18 protein-coding genes are annotated in these 18,061 nt (G+C 71.4%); 7 read left to right on the top strand and 11 right to left on the bottom strand.

Annotation, left to right across the window (positions count from 1 at the left end; translation table 11 throughout):
• Positions 1–159: 159 nt before the first annotated feature.
• The gene (locus ACFXDJ_RS09500; RefSeq protein ID WP_384659403.1) at positions 160–639 is read left to right on the top strand and encodes a RidA family protein; all 480 of its coding nucleotides are present in this window, start codon (positions 160–162) and stop codon (positions 637–639) included.
• A gap of 22 nt (positions 640–661) precedes the next feature.
• Here ACFXDJ_RS09500 and ACFXDJ_RS09495 read toward each other — a convergent pair whose 3' ends face one another.
• Positions 662–1,078, bottom strand: coding sequence for a hypothetical protein (locus tag ACFXDJ_RS09495; protein ID WP_384659405.1), 417 nt, complete (start codon positions 1,076–1,078; stop codon positions 662–664).
• Between the two features lie 105 nt (positions 1,079–1,183).
• On the opposite strand from ACFXDJ_RS09495, the gene ACFXDJ_RS09490 reads away from it, so the two are divergent.
• Both ACFXDJ_RS09490 and ACFXDJ_RS09485 read left to right on the top strand, forming a co-directional pair.
• On the top strand, positions 1,184–1,618 hold the full coding sequence (locus tag ACFXDJ_RS09490) for a hypothetical protein (protein WP_384848622.1): 435 nt from the start codon (positions 1,184–1,186) through the stop codon (positions 1,616–1,618).
• Positions 1,619–1,709: 91 nt separating this feature from the next.
• Positions 1,710–2,849 carry a hypothetical protein gene (locus tag ACFXDJ_RS09485; RefSeq protein WP_384659411.1) on the top strand — a complete coding sequence of 380 codons (1,140 nt, stop codon included), beginning with the start codon at positions 1,710–1,712 and terminating at the stop codon, positions 2,847–2,849.
• On the opposite strand, the gene ACFXDJ_RS09480 is transcribed toward ACFXDJ_RS09485, so the two are convergent.
• Positions 2,772–4,970 (bottom strand): hypothetical protein, encoded by a 2,199-nt coding sequence (locus tag ACFXDJ_RS09480; RefSeq protein ID WP_384659414.1) that lies wholly within the window; start codon positions 4,968–4,970, stop codon positions 2,772–2,774. The genes ACFXDJ_RS09485 and ACFXDJ_RS09480 overlap by 78 nt on opposite strands.
• A 72-nt stretch (positions 4,971–5,042) precedes the next feature.
• On the opposite strand from ACFXDJ_RS09480, the gene ACFXDJ_RS09475 reads away from it, so the two are divergent.
• The 3 genes from ACFXDJ_RS09475 to ACFXDJ_RS09465 all read left to right on the top strand — a co-directional run bounded on the left by ACFXDJ_RS09475 (position 5,043) and on the right by ACFXDJ_RS09465 (position 7,799).
• Positions 5,043–5,462 carry a tyrosine-protein phosphatase gene (locus tag ACFXDJ_RS09475; RefSeq protein WP_384659416.1) on the top strand — a complete coding sequence of 140 codons (420 nt, stop codon included), beginning with the start codon at positions 5,043–5,045 and terminating at the stop codon, positions 5,460–5,462.
• Positions 5,463–6,177: 715 nt separating this feature from the next.
• A complete protein-coding gene (locus tag ACFXDJ_RS09470) occupies positions 6,178–6,585 on the top strand; it encodes a hypothetical protein (RefSeq protein ID WP_384659419.1) in 408 nt (135 codons plus the stop codon).
• The gene (locus tag ACFXDJ_RS09465) at positions 6,585–7,799 is read left to right on the top strand and encodes an MAB_1171c family putative transporter (RefSeq protein WP_384659422.1); all 1,215 of its coding nucleotides are present in this window, start codon (positions 6,585–6,587) and stop codon (positions 7,797–7,799) included. Before ACFXDJ_RS09470 ends, ACFXDJ_RS09465 begins: the two co-directional genes overlap by 1 nt.
• Here the strand turns inward: ACFXDJ_RS09465 and ACFXDJ_RS09460 are convergent.
• Positions 7,778–8,248, bottom strand: a complete 471-nt coding sequence (locus ACFXDJ_RS09460) for an XRE family transcriptional regulator (RefSeq protein ID WP_384659425.1) — start codon at positions 8,246–8,248, stop codon at positions 7,778–7,780. The genes ACFXDJ_RS09465 and ACFXDJ_RS09460 overlap by 22 nt on opposite strands.
• 94 nt (positions 8,249–8,342) lie before the next feature.
• The gene (locus tag ACFXDJ_RS09455) at positions 8,343–9,719 is read right to left on the bottom strand and encodes an MATE family efflux transporter (RefSeq protein WP_384659428.1); all 1,377 of its coding nucleotides are present in this window, start codon (positions 9,717–9,719) and stop codon (positions 8,343–8,345) included.
• A 129-nt stretch (positions 9,720–9,848) separates the two neighbouring features.
• Between ACFXDJ_RS09455 and ACFXDJ_RS09450 the strand changes: the two genes are divergently transcribed.
• Positions 9,849–10,406, top strand: coding sequence for a PadR family transcriptional regulator (locus ACFXDJ_RS09450; protein WP_384659431.1), 558 nt, complete (start codon positions 9,849–9,851; stop codon positions 10,404–10,406).
• Positions 10,407–10,453: 47 nt separating this feature from the next.
• Here ACFXDJ_RS09450 and ACFXDJ_RS09445 read toward each other — a convergent pair whose 3' ends face one another.
• Genes ACFXDJ_RS09445 through ACFXDJ_RS09415 form a run of 7 tightly spaced genes read right to left on the bottom strand, consistent with a single transcriptional unit; the run spans position 10,454 to position 18,060 of the window.
• Entirely contained in the window at positions 10,454–11,857 is a 1,404-nt protein-coding gene (locus ACFXDJ_RS09445) for an amino acid permease (RefSeq protein ID WP_384659433.1), read from the bottom strand.
• Positions 11,858–11,874: 17 nt separating this feature from the next.
• Entirely contained in the window at positions 11,875–13,158 is a 1,284-nt protein-coding gene (locus tag ACFXDJ_RS09440) for an ATP-grasp domain-containing protein (protein ID WP_384659436.1), read from the bottom strand.
• 39 nt (positions 13,159–13,197) lie between these two features.
• Entirely contained in the window at positions 13,198–13,893 is a 696-nt protein-coding gene (locus ACFXDJ_RS09435; RefSeq protein WP_384848619.1) for a hypothetical protein, read from the bottom strand.
• Complete coding sequence (locus tag ACFXDJ_RS09430) at positions 13,890–14,168, bottom strand: hypothetical protein (protein ID WP_384655598.1); 279 nt, start codon at positions 14,166–14,168, stop codon at positions 13,890–13,892. Before ACFXDJ_RS09430 ends, ACFXDJ_RS09435 begins: the two co-directional genes overlap by 4 nt.
• The gene (locus ACFXDJ_RS09425) at positions 14,165–15,901 is read right to left on the bottom strand and encodes a carbamoyltransferase (RefSeq protein ID WP_384655596.1); all 1,737 of its coding nucleotides are present in this window, start codon (positions 15,899–15,901) and stop codon (positions 14,165–14,167) included. Before ACFXDJ_RS09425 ends, ACFXDJ_RS09430 begins: the two co-directional genes overlap by 4 nt.
• A 55-nt stretch (positions 15,902–15,956) precedes the next feature.
• On the bottom strand, positions 15,957–16,697 hold the full coding sequence (locus ACFXDJ_RS09420) for an SDR family oxidoreductase (protein ID WP_384655593.1): 741 nt from the start codon (positions 16,695–16,697) through the stop codon (positions 15,957–15,959).
• Positions 16,698–16,710: 13 nt separating this feature from the next.
• On the bottom strand, positions 16,711–18,060 hold the full coding sequence (locus ACFXDJ_RS09415; RefSeq protein WP_384655590.1) for an aldehyde dehydrogenase family protein: 1,350 nt from the start codon (positions 18,058–18,060) through the stop codon (positions 16,711–16,713).
• Between the last annotated feature and the right edge of the window lies 1 nt (position 18,061).

Below are 18,061 nucleotides of genomic sequence, written 5' to 3'. Positions count from 1 at the left end.
GGGCGCCCTCTCCCCGACTCTGGCCGCCCTCCCTGCTGCTCCGGCCGCTGAGCGCCGGGCGGGGCCGCCGCGGGGCGGGCCCCGCCCCCCGCCCCCCCCCCCCCCCCCCCGACCGTCGCCCCGACCGCCGCGGCCTGATCAGCAACAAGGAGATCCCCCATGTCCAGCACCCCCGAAGAGCGCCTCGCCGCCGCCGGCCTGAAGCTCCCGCCGACCCCCGAGCCCGTCGCCGTCTACGTGCCCGCCGTCCTCAACGGGCACTACGTTTACACCTCCGGCCAGCTCCCGATGGTCGACGGCGCCCTCCCGCTGACCGGCAAGGTCGGCGCCGAGGTCACCCCGGAACAGGGCAAGGAGCTGGCGCGCCAGTGCGCGCTGAACGCGCTGGCCGCCGTCACCTCCGTCGCCGGGGACCTGTCGGCCGTCAAACGGGTCGTCAAGGTGGTCGGGTTCGTCGCCAGCGACCCCTCCTTCACCGGCCAGCCCGGCGTGGTCAACGGCGCGAGCGAGCTGCTCGGCACCGCCTTCGGCGACGCGGGCATCCACGCCCGCAGCGCGGTCGGCGTGAGCGTGCTGCCGCTGGACGCCCCCGTGGAGGTCGAGCTCATCGTGGAGCTGCACGCGCCGATGGGCGCCTAGGCCGTCTCTTTCGGCCGAGCCCTCAGGCGGGGTTCGGGGAGCCGAAGTCCCGGCCCTGGATGACCGTGGCGTGGAAGGTCCCGCCGCTGATGGTGTTGTTCACGACGGAGACCGAAGTCCCCTCGCGCCAGCCCGGGTTCACCTCGTCGAGCAGCTCGGTGAGCTCCCGTACGGCCTCCGGGTCGGCCTCCAGTGCCAGCCGCAGCCGGTCCCGCCAGCCCTCCTCGACCTGGGCGACCGCCGCGTCGTCGCCGTCCGCGCGGGCCACCAGGAGCTCCGCGCGGGAGGCCCGCAGACCGCTGTCCGCCTCGGTCCGCGCCGTGTCGCCCGTCCGCCCGAGGAGGCGGGCGAAGCGGCCGCTCGCGTAGTTCCACGCGTCCGAGACCATCAGCCCGACGATCGTGGTCGCACCCGCCGTCACCAGTGCCGCAACATCCATGTCCGCACGCTAGCCGTAGGCTGGCGGCGGCGCGGGCGGATCGGGAAAGCGGCGGTGGTGCAGGTGCGGGCGGAACGCGGCCTTCCGACACGGCGGTGGCTCACGGTGCCGGCCGAGCGCACGGTCCTCGGCGTCATCCACAACGTCACCTCCGCGACCCGGCTCCTCGACGTGCTCGACGTCTTCGAGGCGGACCCCCGGGTGCGGGTGGTGTTCACGTGCACCGGGTCCTCGGCCTTCGAGGACGGGATCGCGGAATTCGTCTCCGCGCACGGGCTGTTCTTCCTGCCGTGGGAGAGCGCGCTGAAGGAGCGGTTCGATCTGGCGGTGAGCACCAGCCGCGGCGGAAATCTTGAAGATATTTCCGCACCGCTCATTGGCGCCCCGCACGGGGCTGGATACAATAAAAAACTCAGCAAGAATCCGGAATCCGGAATCCGGAATCCGGAATCCGGAATCCGGGGCCGGGGCCGGGGCCGGGACGTCGGACGGGGTCGGGGCCTTCGGGCTGACTCCCGAGTGGCTGCTCCACGACGGTGAGGTCGTCCCGTCCGCCTTCGTCCTCTCGCACGAGGAACAGCTGGCCCGCCTGCGCCGCGACTGCCCCGAAGCCCTGCCGTACGCCCACGTCGTGGGCGATCCCGTCGCCGACGAACTCGACGCCTCCGACCCCTTCCGCGAGGATTACCGGGCGGCCTTCGGAATCGGGCCCGAGCGGAAACTCCTGCTGATCACCAGCACCTGGGGCGACCGTTCCCTCATCGGCTCCGATATCGCGCTCGTCGAGCGCGCCCTCGCCGAATTGCCTTCCGATGAATTCCGCGTCGTCGCCACCGTCCACCCCAATGCCTGGTACGTCCACGGAGAGAACCAGATCCGGAGATGGCTGGCGCGCGCCCTGCGGGCCGGGCTGATCCTGCCGCAGCCCGCCGGGCAGGACTGGAAGGCCGCGCTGTGCGCCGCCGACGTGTACCTCGGCGACCACGGGTCCCTGACCCTGTACGCCGCCGCGCGCGGGCTGCCCGGACTGCTGGCCGCCTTCGACGACTCCGCCGTCGCCGCCGGGTCCGCCATGGCCTGGCTCGGCGGCGCCCTGCCGCGCCTCGATCCGGGCCGGCCGCTGGCCGCGCAGCTCGCCGGGGCCCTCCCGCTGCCCGGAGCCGCGGCCCGGCTGACCTCGCGGGCCGGGCGGTCGGCCGCCCTGCTGCGGACCCTCTGCTACCGCCATCTCCGGCTGCCCGAACCGGAGTTCCCCGTCGTGGCGCGACCGGTGCCGCTGCCGGAGCCCGCCGCCGCACCGAGCCCGCTGGTCCCGGCGTCCTACGTCTCCACCGCCATCGGGGACCGGGAGGTACGGGTCCGCCGCCACCCGGCCGAGCTCCAGGGCCGGATGACCGCCCACCTCGGCCCCGACGCGCACGTGGCGGCCGACGCCGCCGAGCCCGACGCCCGGCTGCGCGGGCTCGCCGATGTGCTGATCGCGCGGCCCGGGGCGGATCCTGCGGCGGTGTTCGCCCGGAACCCCGGATGCGGGCTGGTGGTGTCCGGCGGGCGGCTCCGGCTGCGCGACGGACGGGAGTTCGCGGTGTCGGGCGGAGCGGAGCCCGCGCTGGCCGGGTCGGTGGTGATGGCCCTGCTCGGCGAAGGCAGGGGCGTGGAGGGCGAGTTCGGGATCCGGGCCGGAGGGGTGGTCTCAGTGGCGCGGCTCGCCCTGGTCCGGGATGCGGGCGAGGCGGATCCTGGGTTCCTCGGCCCGGATGCTCCGCAGTGACTCGTAGGCGGCCAGGGCCGTCTGCCAGTCGGCCCGGGCGGCTTCCGGGTCGCCGAGGGCCGCGCGCAGGTCTCCCCGTACGAGGACGGCGTCGGCCCGGTTGAGGGTCCCCTCGACGAAGGCCTCCAGCGCCAGGTCCAGGGGGCCGGCCGCCTCTTCGGGGCGGCCCGCGGCGAGGAGGGCGGCGGCCGAGCGCAGCCGGGCCTTGGCCACGTTGGCCTCGTCCTTCAACGCCTCGAACGCGCGCAGCGCCGTAGCCAGGTGGCGGGCGGCCCGGCCGTACTCTCCGGCGGCTGCTGCCGCGTTGCCCTGGTGGTACTCCAACAGGGCGCGTCCGCGCGGGTGTTCCACCGAACCGAGGGCCGTGAGGGCCTGTGCGTACAGTTCCGCGGCGGCCCGCGGCCGGCCCTGGGCGACCGCGATCCGGCCGAGGCCTTCCAGCGCGGAGGACTCGGTGCGCTCGTGCCCGATCCGGCGGGCGCTCTCGCGGGCCGCGTCGTAGTGCAGCCGGGCTTCCTCCAAGTCCTCGGCCGCGCCGCGGTCGTTGAGGGCGAAGGCCACCTCGTAGTGCATCCGGGCGAGCATCAGCCCGTCCCCGGTGTCGGCGGCGGCCTCCTGCGCGAGGCGGGCGATGCGGATCCACAGGGTGTGGTGGCCCCGGTCCAGGAACATCGCGTGGACGGCCTGGGCCAGCAGGCAGAGCCGGGCGGGGCCGGTCTCGCGGAGCTCGGCGAGGGCGGCCAGGGCGTGCCGGTCGGCCTCCAGGGCGCCGATCGCCTCGGCCCTGGTGGCGAAGGGGCCGGGGGCGCCGTCGGGGCCGGAGCCGCGGTCCGGGTCCGGGTCGGGGAACAGCTCGCCGGCCCGCCAGCGCGGGGAGATCTTCCGCTCGGCGGCGGCCGCCCGGCGCAGGTACCAGTCGATCACCCGCTCCATCCCCTCGCCCCGCGCGGCGGGGTCGGCCGCCGCCAGGGTCTGGGCGTAGCCGTGCAGGACCCCGTTCATCCGGAACCGGCCCGGCTCTGCGGGCTCCAGCAGCCCGGCGCCGTGCAGTCCGCGCAGGGTTCCGGGGGCGAGGGCTTCGAGGAACGCGGCCGGGAACTCCGGGGTGGGGTGCAGCCCGAGGAGCCGGAACCCCGCGCGCAGCCGGGGGTCCAGGCGCTCGTGGGCGAGGTCGAAGAGCGCGCGGGCGGTGGCCTGGCCCTGCTGCGGGGCCGGGACCTGACCCCCGCCCCCGTCCTGGTCCGGGTCCTGGTATCCCGGCATGTCGAGCACCTCCAGGATGTTCTCCCGCTCGATCCGGGCGGCCAGTTCCTCGACTCCGCCGCTCACCGGGTCCGCCGCGTGCGCGGCCGCGATGCGGACCACGTACGGCAGCCCTGCCGAGGCGCGCAGCACCGTACGCAGTGCGGCCGAGGAGGCCGGGTCCTCCCCCACGTCCTCCCCCGCTACGGCGCGGAACAGTTCGGCGCACGCCTCCTCGTCCAGCGCCGGGACGGGCAGCCGCACCGGAAGCCTCCCCTCGGCGAAGGCGCCGAGGCGGAACTGGCTGGTCATCACCACCATGCTCGCGGGATGTCCGGGCAGCAGGTGCCGGACGGCGGCGGCGCTGGGGACCCCGTCGAGGACGACCAGGGCGGGCTGCCCGGCGGTGAGGCTGCGGAAGCGGGCCGCCAGCGCCGCCTCCGAGGAGGGCATCTCGGCGACGGGGATGCGGAGCTGCCCGAGGAAGGACTCCAGCACGGCGTCCGCTTCCACCGGGCGGCCGAGCCCCTGGGGGCTCAGATCGGCGTAGAACACCCCGCCGGGGAACTCCTCCCGGCGCTCCTGGCCCCAGTACAGCGCCAGACCGGTCTTGCCGACGCCCAGCGTGCCGTGCAGCAGCACCAGCAGCGGGGCGGACTGGGCGGCGCGCCCGGCGAGCAGCTCGTCCAGGCGGGCGCGCGGGGCCTCGCGGTCGACGAACCCGTCGGGGCCGAAGGGCAGCATGCGGGGTACGGGCGCGGCCATGAGGCCATGCTCGGGCACCCGGGTGTCGCGGCCCATGATGACCGGGCCGTAGAAGTTCCCGCCGGAGATGCTGCTGTTCACCGAGTCCGGGCCCGAGCCCTCGTACGAGTCCACGCGCCGCAGTGTCCCAGCGGGGCCGCCCGGAGGGGAGGCTTCCGGCCGATCGTGGCCTGTTGAATGCGGATCATGACCATGACCCGCCACATCGAGTTCGAGCGACTGCACAACTTCCGTGACCTCGGGGGCCGGATACCGGAGGCCGAGCGGTTCACGTACGCCAACCTCAGCATCGAGCACCGGCCTTACGACCAGGCCGAGATCGACCCGGACCTCGACCCCTGGCGGTTCCTCGCGGACCGGTTCGCCGAGGTCGCCGAGGACGGGGTGGAGGAGATCCGCGCCGCGATCGAGCTGATCTCCGAGGGCCCCGGGCCGGCGGTCTTCCACTGCACCTCGGGCAAGGACCGCACCGGCCTGATCGCCGCTCTCGTCCTGACCCTCGCGGACCTCACCACCCGCCACGGCTCGGTCGAGGCCTATCTCACGGCCCGGGTCGGCATCACCCCGGCCACGAAGGCCGCACTGCGAGCCCGACTGCTGACCTGACCGGGCCTGGCCTGATCCGACCGGGCCGCACCTGACCGGACCCGACCGGGCGGCCGATATTTTCCGGCCAGACAGCTCCTGGGGATCCGGTCGATTGACGCATCGTTTTGAGCCGAGGTAGCTCGTGCTGGTTGCCTTGATCGACACGGTGCATGCAACCTGACCAGGGCAAGTACGGGGGAGATGGTCATGGAGAAGGCGCGGGAGGTTGTGCGGTCAGTCGCGGCCCGGGCCGGATCGCCTTCCTCCCGACGGACCGGTTGCCACGGCCGGCACCCGTCGCCATGCCCGAGGTGCGGCCCCGCGTTCCGACAGGGCAGATCACGCTGCCTGTAGGGCCTGCGGAGCAGATCCCCTCCCCCAGAGCCAGGCCTCAGTGACCCGGTCCAGCTTGCGCCGGCGACAACGGCGAGCCACGACAGGTCCTGAGCAGGCGGTTTCCGGTGCTCCACAAGAGACGGCGACACGACCACCGGACCGCGACTCTGCACACGACAAAATCCGAGCGGAAGTTGACAGAGACCTCATGAAAGAGTCGGCGAAACCCGAATCCCCTGCATTCTCTGTTGCACACTCGAAGCGCCACTTCAAGCAGCTCCGGCGCCAGTGCGCTGCACGCCTCGCGGATCTACAGATCGACGACGGCGACCGCAGCGTCCTCACCCTCAGGGACCGGCTGAGCGACATGAGGGGGCGGCCCATTCACCTCGTCCCGATGGCCATACCCCAGCACTCCCTGAACGGCATGTGGGTGTCCACCCCCATGGCCGATTTCGTCATCTACGCAGCCTGCGCGACCCGGGCCCACCAAGAACACATCATTGCCCATGAACTCGGCCACATCATGTGTGACCACCAGTCCGTTTCGGACATGGACGACGGCATCCTGGGGCAGCTCTTCCCGGACATATCCCCGGTGATCGTCCGCAGGGTCCTCCAGCGCACCAAGTACTCGCACCGGAACGAGCAGGAAGCCGAGACGATCGCTTCGCTCTACTGTGCCCGGATGGACCGCCGGAACGAGGAGCACATCACGCTCTGCCCCGACGACGAGGTCATCGCCCGGCTCCGGATGGCCATATCCGCCGAGTACCGCCCCGATCGCGTTTCGGCAGCGCTCTGATGAACCAGCTCTTCGAGCTGCTCTCATGGGCGTGCGCCATCGTGAGCCTCGCGGCATTCGCCTACAAGCTGCCGAAACTGCGGATCAACGCGCAGAGCGTCACGCTGTTCGCCCTGTGCGTCTACTTCTTGTTCAATGCCGTGGCCTACTGGGTCGACCTGGACATGATCCGCGACCAGCTCGTCAAGGCGTTCAACTATCCGAACATCACCGTCATCATCGTCCAGGCCTCGGTCGTGGTACTGACCGCGGCACAACAGGTGTCGATCGTCTCCTTGACCTTGCCTCCCGAAAGGGCGAAGAGGGCGGCACGGCGTCAGGTCATCGGATTCGGTATCGCCCTCGCGATCCTCATCGCACTGTTCGCCGCGATACACCCGGGCAAGGTGTCGTCCGCCCAGGAGACCGTCTATCTGAACATCGCGGACGGAAACTACGCCCTCTACATGTCGTACTACCTGGCCATCTGCGCCATCGGGCGGTTCCAGACGGTCCTGTTCTCGTTCCGGTACGCACGAACGATCCGGGACTTCTGGCTGCGTCTGGGGATGTGGTGCGTAGCCGGCGGATCCGCGCTCATCCTCGTGTACTGCGCGGTCCGCTACTGGCAGATCCTGGCCCTGCACACCGATTTCGTCGGCAGCGCGCCCTGGAAGTTCCTTTTCTGGCTCATCTCCGACATCGGCACCCTGCTCCAGATGCTCGGTTGGACGGTTCCCTCCTGGGGGCCGAAGCTCGGCGCCGTCCGCCCGTGGATCACCCACTACCGTGCGTACCGTCGGCTCGGTCCGCTGTGGCGCGCCGTGGCCCGGGCGGCCCCGGAGATCCCGTTGGAACCCGCCCGGCACCGCGTCCTCGACTGGATCCCCCCTCGCGGCCTCGAATACCGCCTGTACCGGCGCGTCATCGAGATCCGGGACGGACAGCTCGTCCTCGCCCGCATGGCGGACCCCATCGCCATTCACAGGATGGAGCAGGCGCGCAAGATGGAACACGAGGCCGTGGTCGAGGCCGCACTGCTCAAATCGGCGCTACGCGGTGCCGCCGGCCGGCCGGTCCACGACGGGCTGCTGCCCAACCGGCGGACGGCGGACATCAGCCTGCCGCAAGAGATCCGCCAGCTCACGCGCATCTCCCAGGCCTTCAGCTCGCTCGGCAGCCGCCGGGTCACCGGCTCCAGGAGGTACCGGCGTCAGCGGAACGTCCCCTCTTGACCCAACTCGCCGTCGGAGAGCCCTTCGAGCTTCCGGAGCTGGTCGATCATGTTGGACACCGCCCGCCGGCTGGACTCGGAGAGGCCCGTCGAACGCAGGGCGATGTTCCGGGCGTCCGACTGCTTGAGTGCGTCGAGCAGGGCGAGCTGGTCGTCGATCTTCGCGGACTCCTCGTCGCTGAGGAAGTACGCGGCGCTGACACCGCAGTACTGTGCGAGCGCTTCCAGGTGCCGCATCGTCGGGTTGGTCTTGCGGCCGGTACGCAGCTGCCAGACGTACGTGGCGCTGATCGTCTTCTCACCCGCGGCGATGTTGATCGCCGTCGCGACGTCCTCGTTCGAGGGTGCCTTCTGGTTCGCGGGTGTCGTCATGCGCAGCAGGTGTTCGAGCTTCGCGGCGAGGCTGCGCCCTCCCGGCTCTCCGATGCTCTGCTCAGCCTCATCGCTCATGATCGGCAGGCCCTCCCTTCGCGTGAGGTCTTCGTGAGTTGTCAACTGTAGCCATCGCGGGCAGGCGGCTGCCAGATACCTGACGGAATCCGTCTTAGCGGACACGTGGCGCGAAGTATCGCCGGAAGAGCGTGTACGACATTACGTACTGGGCGCCGACCCCGATGATCATCGACAGCCAGACGCCCTCCACGCCCAGGGCGGGTACCGAGCTCAGAGCGAAGGCGAGCGGTAGCTGCACCGCTCCCCCCAGGAGGGTCACCCAGAACAGCGACTGCGTGCGGCCGCCTCCGGTGAAGACCCCGCCGAGTCCGACCACACCGGCCAGGAGCAAGAGGTACGGAAGGAGGTACCACAGGAGAATTCCACCTGAGTCCACGACTCCCGCAGAATCACTGAAGAGCCCCATCAGCAGCCGTCCGCCCAGCGCGAGCACGGTGCCGATGCCCGCGCCGACCAGCGTGGCCAGTACGACGCTCTGGCGCCCGATCATGAACTCCGCGGGTTCGCCGGCCCCCCGGGTGCGCGCCGTGAGGATGCTTCCGGCCTGGCGCACGGCATAGAAGGCCATGGTGACGAAGAACAGAACCTTGATGCCGATGCCGTAGGCCGCCAACGGGTCCTCGCCGAACCTCGCGATGATGCCGACCAGGGTCATGCTGATCCCCATGCGCAGGACGAAGTCCCCGGAGGCCGGCAGTCCGATGCCCAGCAGCCTTCGCAGGGCCGCGGGCCACCGCAGGGGCGTCGGCCCGGCGTCCCCCGTGTCGCCGAGCCGCTTGCGGCGCAGCAGCACGAGACTCACGCACAGGGCGCATCCGCGGCCGAGGAGCATGCCCAGGGCGGCACCCCGTACTCCCATGTGCGGGAGGGGTCCGACTCCGTAGATGAGCAGGGGGTCGATGACGAGGATGAGCGCGTTGGCCAGGATCGCCGTCCGCATCGGCGTCCGGGTGTCGCCGGTGCCCTTGAAGAGGCCGTCGACCACGTTCTGCGCGAAGAAGACCGCGATCCCGGGGAAGGAGAGCGCGAAGAACTCCACGGTGAGCCGGAGCACCTCGCCCTCACCTCCGACGAGCAGGCCCGCGATGGGCTCGCGGAAGACGAAGCCCCCGATCGCCACGACCGGCGTGATCACCAGCCACAGCACCCGCACCGCCCTCATGATCACTGGCACTTCGGCCCGCCTGCCGGCGCCGATGGCGTCGGCGATCAGGACGGTGGCCCCGACATTGGCCATGAGGATGACGCCGAGGAGCACGTTCTCCAGGGTCGTGGCGATCGCGACCGCGCCGACCGCCGCTTCGCCCAGGCGGGAGACCCAGACGGTGTCGATGATGCCGGCGATCACACCGGAGAGCAGTTCCAGGTAGACCGGGACTCCGAGGCTCAGCAGTGCCCGGCGGGTCGCGGCGGGGTGGAGGACGTCGGCCTTCTCGGGAGCCGTCCGGGTGTCAGGGGTGGTGGACAACGGCCACAACCTTTCCGATGGCGCGGTTGGCTTCCATGTGCCGGTGTGCCGCCGCTACTCCTCTCACCGTACCTCGATTAGAGTTACTCGAAAAGAGGTAGGCTGAAAACGAACCACGGAAGGAGAGCCGTGCTGGCGCTTTCGATCCTCGGATTCCTGGCCGAGCGACCCATGCATGCCTATGAACTCCGGCAGGTCATCTCCGACCTGATCGGGCACAACCGGCCGGTGAGCGACGGCGCCCTTTATCCGGCGCTCAACCGCCTCACGAAGGCGGGCCACCTGGAACGGCACGCCGAGCGGGGAGTCGGGGCACCCACCCGCCAGGTGCTCCGCATCACGGACAGCGGCCGGGCCGAACTACTGCGCCGGTTGTCGGAGCCCAAGGCCGCCGAGATCACCGACGGCGGCTCCTTCTTCACACTGCTCGCGTTCCTAAGCCACTTGCCGGAAGCGCGACAGCAGATGGCCATCCTCCAAAGGAGGTTGGACTTCCTCACCCAGCCTGCGAGTTTCTTCAGCCACTCGGGCGCCCCCGCACGCATCAAGGACGTGGACGACCGCTACCGCAAGGGCATGCTGATCATGGCTCGTGCGACGCAACAGGCCGAACGCGCCTGGCTTGAGCAGACGCTTCAGGAGCTGGCCGAGCAGGCCGAGCAGGCGGCGGCCACGACGCAGGCGTGACCCCGGGCGCCTTGCGCCCCAGTGGTCACGCCTGCGCCCGGCGCCCCTCAGCCCCGACGCCGGCTCTGCCTCTGCCGTACGAGTCCCAGGGCGAGGACCAGCGCTGTCAGCACACCGGTGCCCACCACCTGCGGCCGCGAGGACTCCTCGGCGGCGAGGAGGACCAGTACGAGTCCCATGGCCGCCAGGGCCAGGATCGTCAGCCCCGGGAACCCCCACATGCGCATGGCCAGCCGTTCCGGCGCCTCGCGCTCCAGTACGCCCCGCAGCCTCAGCTGGGACACGGCGACGGCGATCCAGACGACCAGGGCGATCGAACCGACCGCGTTGAGCATCCACAGGAACACGCTGTCGGGCCACTGGAAGTTCAGCAGGACCGAGACGAAGCCGAAGGCGACCGACAGCACCACGGCCCGCCGGGGCACCCCTGCCCCGGAGAGCTTGCGCAGGGCCTTCGGCGCGTCCCCCCGCTCCGCGAGCGAGTGGACCATCCGCGAGGCGGCGTAGAGGTTGGCGTTCAGCGCGGAAAGGAGCGCGGCCAGCAGGACGACGTTCATCACCTGTGCGGCACCGGGCAGTCCCACGCGCTCCAGGACGGCGACGAACGGGCTCGTGCCGACCTTGCCGTCGTTCCACGGCAGCACCAGGACCACCACGGCGACCGAGCCGATGTAGAACACCAGGAGCCGCCACACGACCGAGCGCATCGCGCTGCCCAGTCCGCGCACCGGGTCCTCGGACTCGGCGGCGGCCAGGGTGACGATCTCCATCCCGCCGAACGCGAAGACGACGGTGAGCAGTCCGGAGAGGACGCCGTCCCAGCCCCTGGGCAGGAAGCCGCCGTGCGCCGTCAGGTTGGTCAGCCCGATGGCACCCTCGCCGGGCAGCGCACCGACCACGGCCAGCGCCCCCAGCACGAGGAACCCGATGATCGCCCCGACCTTGAGGACGGCGAACCAGAACTCGAATTCCCCGAACATCCTGACCGCGGCGAGGTTGGCCACCGTCAGACCGGCCATGAAGAGGAGCACCCAGATCCAGGTGTCCACGGACGGCACCCACGCGTGCACGATCCCGGCGGCCCCGGTGGCCTCGATGGCCAGCACGACCGACAGCAGGATCCAGTAGAGCCACCCCACGGTGAACCCGGCCCAACTGCCCAGCGCCCGCTCCGCATGCGCCGAGAACGACCCCGCCGCGGGGAGTGCGATCGACATCTCCCCCATCATCCGCATCACCAGCACGGCCAGCAGGCCGGCCCCGAGGAAACTGACGAGGATGCCGGGACCCGCGACGGCGATCCCCGCTCCCGACCCCACGAACAGCCCGGAACCAATCGCTCCGCCCAGTCCGATCATGGTCAGGTGCCTGGTGCCCAGCGCGGCCGGCGGAACGGGCACGAGGTCGCGCGCCGGCGGCGCGGCCGGTTTGTTCTTCGTCGGACTCGACATGGCTTCGGTCCCTGCGATCAGTTGGCGTATACGGGATTGAGGAGCTTGTCGGCGTCCTGCAGCGCGGACAGCACGTCGTCCCGGTGCTCACCGCGGGCGAGCACGAGGACGAAGCAGGAGACGGGGTTCTCCGGGTACTTGATCACCACGTGGTCGCCGGGCCCGGCCATCCACCTCAGCGCGACGATCCCGGGCAGCGCCTCCGCGTCCGCCACGCCTTCGAAGCCCACGAGCTCCCCCGTACGGTCGGCGAGGACCGGGGTGAAACCGGCCGGCGTCGGCTGCGGCTTCACGATGAAGTCCACCGGCTCCCCCAGTACGGCGCGCAGGTATTCGCGCGGACCCCACACCCCGGTTGACTCCCGGATCGACTCCTGGACGAAGGCGTTCGTGCCGCCCAGCCGGCCGTTGACCTCGATGATCTTGGGTCCGGACGTGGTGAGGCGGAGCTCGACATGGGCCCCGCCGACCGTCGCGCCCAGCGCCTTCAGGGCGTCGACGGACGTACGGACCAGACCGGCCTGCTCCTCCTCGGGCAGCAGTGAGGGAGTGGCGTAGGCGCCCTCGATGAAGTAGGGCTCGGCGAAGGGGTACGGCTTGTCGTGAATGGCCAGGAGCCGGTACTCGCCGCCTCCGTACACGAAGTCCACGGCGTACTCGTCACCCTGGACGTACTCCTGGATCAGCACCCCCCGGGCCTCGGGATAGGCATACACCCTCGCCACGTTGGGGACGGAGTACCCGCCCTCGTCGAAGGTGTCCGACGCGTAGATCCCCGCGATGTTGTGGAAGGCCGCCTCAAGCTCCGCCTCGTCGACGACCTTCGTCACCCCCTGGCTCGCACCACTGGCCTGCGGCTTGAGGACCAGGGGGAAGCCGAGCTCCGCGGCCGCCGCGAGGGCCTGGGCGTACGTCGTCGCGATCCGCGTGCCGGGAGTGGGCACCCCGGCCGCCTCCAGCCGCCGCCCCGTCACGAACTTGTCCCGCATGGCACGCACGGCCTCCGGCGAGTTGCCCGGCAGCCCCAGCTCGGCACCGACCCGGGCGGCCACGTGCAGCGCGCCCTCGTGGAAGGTGGCCACCGCATCCACCCGGCCGCCCCCCGCGAGGAACGCCCGGACGGCGGAGAGCACCGCCTCCTCGTCGAACTCGTCCACCGCGATGTGGCTGTCGTAGATGCCCGGGTCCGCAGGGGGCGTGGCCGTCGCGAGAACCACCTTGAGCCCCAGCTCGTGCGGCGTGCGCAGCAGATCGGGATTGGACGAGGACGCGATCAGCAGCAGGGTGCGGGACTCGGACATGGATTCCTCCGGTAGTTGTCGACAAATCAGGTGCGCCGGTCAGGACCGGCGCGCGCGGACGCGCAGCGCCCTCGGCAGGAGGTCGAGCGCCCGCCGGCAGGCCGCACCGTCCTCGCCCACCGCGACCGCCAGGGCCAGCGGCGAACCCTCCTCCCCTCCCTCGGGAGGGCTTACGAACTCACCTCGCCCGGCGAGGAGTTCGACCTCCCAGATGCCTCCTGGGAGATCGGACGGCTCGACCCGCAGGCCGTCCAGGGTGAGACCTCGCCCCGGATACAGGACCCGGACCCCGGCCGAGCCCCGGCGGCGCACGGCCAGCCGGGGCTCGGCACCCGCCGCGAGGACCGCGCGGGCGAGGGTGAGGTCCACACCGGTGGCCAGCTCCCCCGCACGCAGCACCGCCGCTTCCGCGGGCGGCTCCACCGTCCCCAGTCCCCGCAGGGCACCGCCCTTCAGTTGCAGCGTGGTGACCGTGATCCCCCGGGAGGGGGCGGACCCGCGGTGCATGGCGCGCACCAGCCCGTCCACGTCCGGGCGGCCGAACAGCGGGTCGGCCGCTTCGACCACGTACCCGCGGAACGGGTCGCGGCCGAAGGCGTGCTCGGGGCGGGCGACGAACACGCAGGACACGTGCCCGTCGCGCGCCACCGACACGACCAGGGCGACGGGGTCCCGGGCCTCCTGCGGCCACTCCCCCGTCCCCGGCGGAAGGAGCACCGGCCCCCGGCCGCTCATCGCGATCCGGCGCCGTGCGTCCGGCGGCGGTCCTCCAGCGTGCGCACGGACACCGTGGCCGCGACCACGGAGGCCCTCATCGCGCCGAGCGCCTCCCGGGCCAGCTCCACCGGCGCGCTTCCGGAGGCGTCGCGCTCGGCCTCTTCCGCCGCGACGGCGATCATCCTGGCCCCCTCGACCGCGGCGACGATGGCCGCGTCCAGGGCGTCACCGCTGTCGGTCGTCCCCCGGAGTTCCGACAGCAGGTCGCCGAGCAGCCGCGCCGTCGCCGTCATACCAGCGGCTGCCGGCTGGGGTGACGGTCCGGGAGCTCGCGGCCGGGCTTCGTCAACAGGAGGTCGCCGATGTAGAGGTGGTCGAGCTCCGTGTTGAGGAACGTCCTGACCGCGTCCTGGGGGGTCTCCACGATGGGCTCGCCCGCATCGTTGTACGAGGTGTTGAGGACGAGCGGAACGCCCGTCAGCTTCCAGAAGTGTGAAATGAGCTCGTGATAGCGGGGGTTCACATCGGCCTCGACCGTCTGGACCCGCGCCGTCCCGTCCACGTGCGTGATGGCCGGCACCGTCGCGCGCTGGTGCTCCAGAACATCGGGCACGAGCAGCATGAACGGGCTGTCGCCCCGCATGTCGAACCAGTTGTCCGCCTCCTCGTGCAGCACGGAGGGCGCGAACGGCCGGAAGATCTCGCGATGCTTGACGACCTGGTTGAGGTAGTCGCGAGACTGCGGGTGGCGCGGGTCGGCGAGCATGCTGCGGTGCCCGAGGGCCCGCGGCCCGATCTCGGAGCCGCCCTGACACCAGCCGATCAGCCGGTGCCCGGCCAGCAGACCTGCCACCTCGGCGATGGTGGCCTTGCGTGCCTCGACCTCGTCGCCGAACTCCTCGACGGCCTGCGCGATCTCCTGATCCGTGTAGGAGCGGCCGGTGGAACCGGATCGCAGGGTGTGGCGCTCGGTGCCGCCCCCGATGGCGTAGTAGCCGTAGTAGGCGGCGCCGATGGCGTTGCCCGCGTCACCGGCCGGCGGAAGGATGTAGACCTCCTCGAAGGGGCCTTCCGCGACGATGCGCTGGTTGGCGACGGAGTTGAGCGCGACGCCACCCGTGATGCAGAGCCTGCTGCGGCCGGTCACCTCGTGGGCGTGCCGGGCGAGCTGCAGCATGGCCTCCTCGGTCTCCTCCTGGATCTTGTACGCCACGTCCTTGGCGAACTGGGAGGTCCAGGAGTCCTTCGCCGTGGCGTCGTACCCGTCTCCGTCGGACGCGAGCCAGCTTTCCCAGGCCTTCTCCAGGTCCTCGACGCGCGCCAGTACGTTGCCGCCCTTGACGGTCAGCAGCCGGTCCCATTCCGGGCGCGGACGTCCGTAGGGCGCCAGGCCCATGGTCTTGCCCGCCTCGGTGTACCCGCCGCAGCCGAAGTCCCCGAAGGTGGGGTGGCCCCACCGGGTGACGAAGCCCAGCTTGGCCGAGAAGAAGCTGTAGAAGAGGCCGAGCCCGACCTCGCTCCAGTCCTCCGGGAAGGTCTCGGCGTGGACGGAGCGCAGGCTGGTGCCCTCGCCGTCGAAGATGGTGTGCTTCTCGATGCGGCCGGTGCCGGGCACCTTGCTGCCGACTCCGTCGACGACCAGGACGGCGGCCTCGTCGAAGGGCGAGGCCAGGTAGCCGGCGTAGGCGTGGCTGAGGTGGTGGGACGGCATCGGCAAGCTGTGGATCTTGCTCTTGTCCCGGATGGGCAGCTCGCGCAGGATGCGCTCCTCGGAGCCGTCGCTCAGCGGGCGGTTCCCGACGACGATGTCCACGTCGTCCAGCCCGATGCCGGCCGCGTCGAGGCAGTAGGTGATCGACTTCATCGGGAGCACCTTCGAGAGCTTCTCGAAGTGGCCGTGGATGATGAAGCCCTCCGAATGCTTGAAGCGGTCCAGGCGCTCCTCTTCCACCGCGACGACGACGCGCCCGTCCTTGACCAGGCAGGCAGCTCGGTCATGACTCAGGTTGATGCCCAGTACGTACATGTCGAAATCTCCGAATCGTTTGCGTGACGAGCCTTGCTGACGGCTGGTCGCCCGGTCAGCCGAAGTGGCGGCCGGCGTCGACGACGAGGGTCTGGCCGGTAACCGCGGTCCCGGCCGCCAGAAGGAAGGCGGCGGTGTCCGCGATCTCCCGTGGGGCGACCAGGCGTCGCAGCGCCGTGGTGCCGATGATGCTGTCGAGCACGGGCCCGGCCAGCGACGAGGTCATCGCCGACTCGACCGGCCCGGGGGCGAGCGCGTTGACCCGTACGCCGTGGGGCCCGAGGTCTCGGGCGGCGCTGCGGGTGAGTCCGATCAGACCCGCTTTGGCTGCCGCGTAGGAGGGTCCGAACGCGCCACCGGTGAGCGCGGCCACGCTCGCGATGTTCACGACCGAGCCCGCGCGCGCCTTCAGCGCCGGAAGGAACAGCTGGATCAGCCGGAAGGGGGCGGTGAGATTGAGCCGGAGGCTCTGCTCCCATTCGTCCGGGGAGATCTCGTCGAAGGCCTGCGGCCGGGCCCCTCCCGCGTTGTTGACCAGCCCGTCCACCTCGGCCCAGCGCTCGCCGACAACAGCGGCGAGACGTTCGGAGCCGTCGGGGCGGGCGAGGTCGGCCGCCACGGCGAAGGCCTCGCGGCCCGCCGCGTTCGCCGCGGCGAGCACCGGCTCGACCTCACCGGCGTTGCTGCGGTACTGAAGGGCGAGGTCGGCGCCCAGTTCCAGGAACCGGTGGGCCATTGCCCTGCCGAGGTCACCGGAGGCACCGGTGATCAGCACACGTTTTCCCTGAAGGGTCATGCCTGGTCTCCGTCTACGGCGCGGCGTAGCCGCGCACTTCTCTGAGGAACTGTCCGATGTATCCGTCGTGCGGCAGGTACGGGTCCTTCCACCAACCCGGGACCCGCCCGTGGATGACCGTCCGGATCGTGGGGTCGTCCAGGGCCGCGTCCACGAGCCGGGTGTTCTCGGTGAGCAGCGTCAGGGCCAGGGAGCCGGTCAGCGGGGCGATGCCCTCGGACGGCTGCCAGGGTGCGACCCATGCGCAGGGGAAGGGGAGTTCCGTCGCCAGAGCGGGGTGGTCAGGGCGGTCCACCGCCACGACGGCGGGGCGAAGCGCCGCACCGTCGCCGTCCACGACGGGGGTCGCGTCCGCTCCGTAGTGGCGCAGGGCCAGGTCCGGCGCCCCCTGGGCCGCGTTGCCGACGGCGGCCCGCAGGGCCCGGGCCTCGGCCAGCGGGCGTACGGGCAGCACCGCGTCGGAATGCGTCACGGGCAGCACCGCGAGGGCCGCCAGCCGGTCGGCCAGTGCTTCCGCCAGGGCCCGGTGGTCACCGGAGGTGAAGACGGCCGTGGCGTTGGTGCACCGTACGCCGCCGTCCTCGGCGATCTCCGCGACGAGATGGTCCAGGAGGTCGTCGTCGACCGGGCCGTCCACCAGGATCTTGCTGCGGCCGGGACCGCGGACCAGGACCCGGTCATTGCCCCGCAGCCGGGCGACGGTGGACTCCCCGCCGTAGACGAGCGCCAGGTCGGCCGCGTCGGTCAGCGCGTCGGCGGCCGCATGGGGACCGGCCAGCACGCTGATCCGGTCGGGGTCGAACCCCGCGTCCAGGAGAGCGTGGGCCAGCCGCTGCGGGGTGAAGGGATCCCGTGCGCCCGGCCGTACGGCGACCCGGTATCCCAGGGCGATCGCCTGGAGCCAGGCGACGTGGGTGCCCGGGTGGTTGCTCGGTGCCACCACGCCCAGGACCGAGCCGCGGCGCGACCAGCGGGCCCGGGCATTCGCCGCCGCGCCCCCGGGCCGCTGCTGCGCCACCACGTTCCCGAGCAGGGCGCACTCCTCGCCCAGGCGCCGGAGCGTCTGCCGCGCAGCCCGTACGGGGACACCTGAGGCCAGGGCCTGTAACTCGGCGTACTCCTCCGGGCCCAGCCCGGCGAGCGTGCTCTTGGCGAACCGGCGGCCCGCTTCGGCCAGTACGGCGGCCGACTCCCGTGACGGTGGCGGGGGCGCGGTGGTGCGCATCCGCTTCACGCTCAGCCGGGTCAGGAGCGCCGGGGCCTCGTGGACCGTCGCGAGCGGCACTCCCGTCACGGCGCGCAGGACACGCGTGTCGCGGGAGGTGCTTTCGATTCCTTGACGGAGCAGGGGAATGGACAGCACG

The organism is Streptomyces sp. NPDC059443, assembly GCF_042750105.1.
In the GTDB taxonomy this organism is placed as follows: Bacteria; Actinomycetota; Actinomycetes; order Streptomycetales; family Streptomycetaceae; genus Streptomyces.
This window is presented reverse-complemented; position numbering and strand designations above follow the sequence as displayed.

What these genes read in the sequence shown, in the direction of transcription:
- ACFXDJ_RS09500 (WP_384659403.1), top strand. Translation starts at nt 160, where the DNA reads ATGTCCAGCACCCCCGAAGAGCGCCTCGCCGCCGCCGGCCTGAAGCTC.
- ACFXDJ_RS09495 (WP_384659405.1), bottom strand. Translation starts at nt 1,078, where the DNA reads ATGGATGTTGCGGCACTGGTGACGGCGGGTGCGACCACGATCGTCGGG.
- ACFXDJ_RS09475 (WP_384659416.1), top strand. Translation starts at nt 5,043, where the DNA reads ATGACCATGACCCGCCACATCGAGTTCGAGCGACTGCACAACTTCCGT.
- ACFXDJ_RS09470 (WP_384659419.1), top strand. Translation starts at nt 6,178, where the DNA reads ATGGCCATACCCCAGCACTCCCTGAACGGCATGTGGGTGTCCACCCCC.
- ACFXDJ_RS09465 (WP_384659422.1), top strand. Translation starts at nt 6,585, where the DNA reads ATGAACCAGCTCTTCGAGCTGCTCTCATGGGCGTGCGCCATCGTGAGC.
- ACFXDJ_RS09460 (WP_384659425.1), bottom strand. Translation starts at nt 8,248, where the DNA reads ATGAGCGATGAGGCTGAGCAGAGCATCGGAGAGCCGGGAGGGCGCAGC.
- ACFXDJ_RS09445 (WP_384659433.1), bottom strand. Translation starts at nt 11,857, where the DNA reads ATGTCGAGTCCGACGAAGAACAAACCGGCCGCGCCGCCGGCGCGCGAC.
- ACFXDJ_RS09440 (WP_384659436.1), bottom strand. Translation starts at nt 13,158, where the DNA reads ATGTCCGAGTCCCGCACCCTGCTGCTGATCGCGTCCTCGTCCAATCCC.
- ACFXDJ_RS09435 (WP_384848619.1), bottom strand. Translation starts at nt 13,893, where the DNA reads ATGAGCGGCCGGGGGCCGGTGCTCCTTCCGCCGGGGACGGGGGAGTGG.
- ACFXDJ_RS09430 (WP_384655598.1), bottom strand. Translation starts at nt 14,168, where the DNA reads ATGACGGCGACGGCGCGGCTGCTCGGCGACCTGCTGTCGGAACTCCGG.
- ACFXDJ_RS09425 (WP_384655596.1), bottom strand. Translation starts at nt 15,901, where the DNA reads ATGTACGTACTGGGCATCAACCTGAGTCATGACCGAGCTGCCTGCCTG.
- ACFXDJ_RS09420 (WP_384655593.1), bottom strand. Translation starts at nt 16,697, where the DNA reads ATGACCCTTCAGGGAAAACGTGTGCTGATCACCGGTGCCTCCGGTGAC.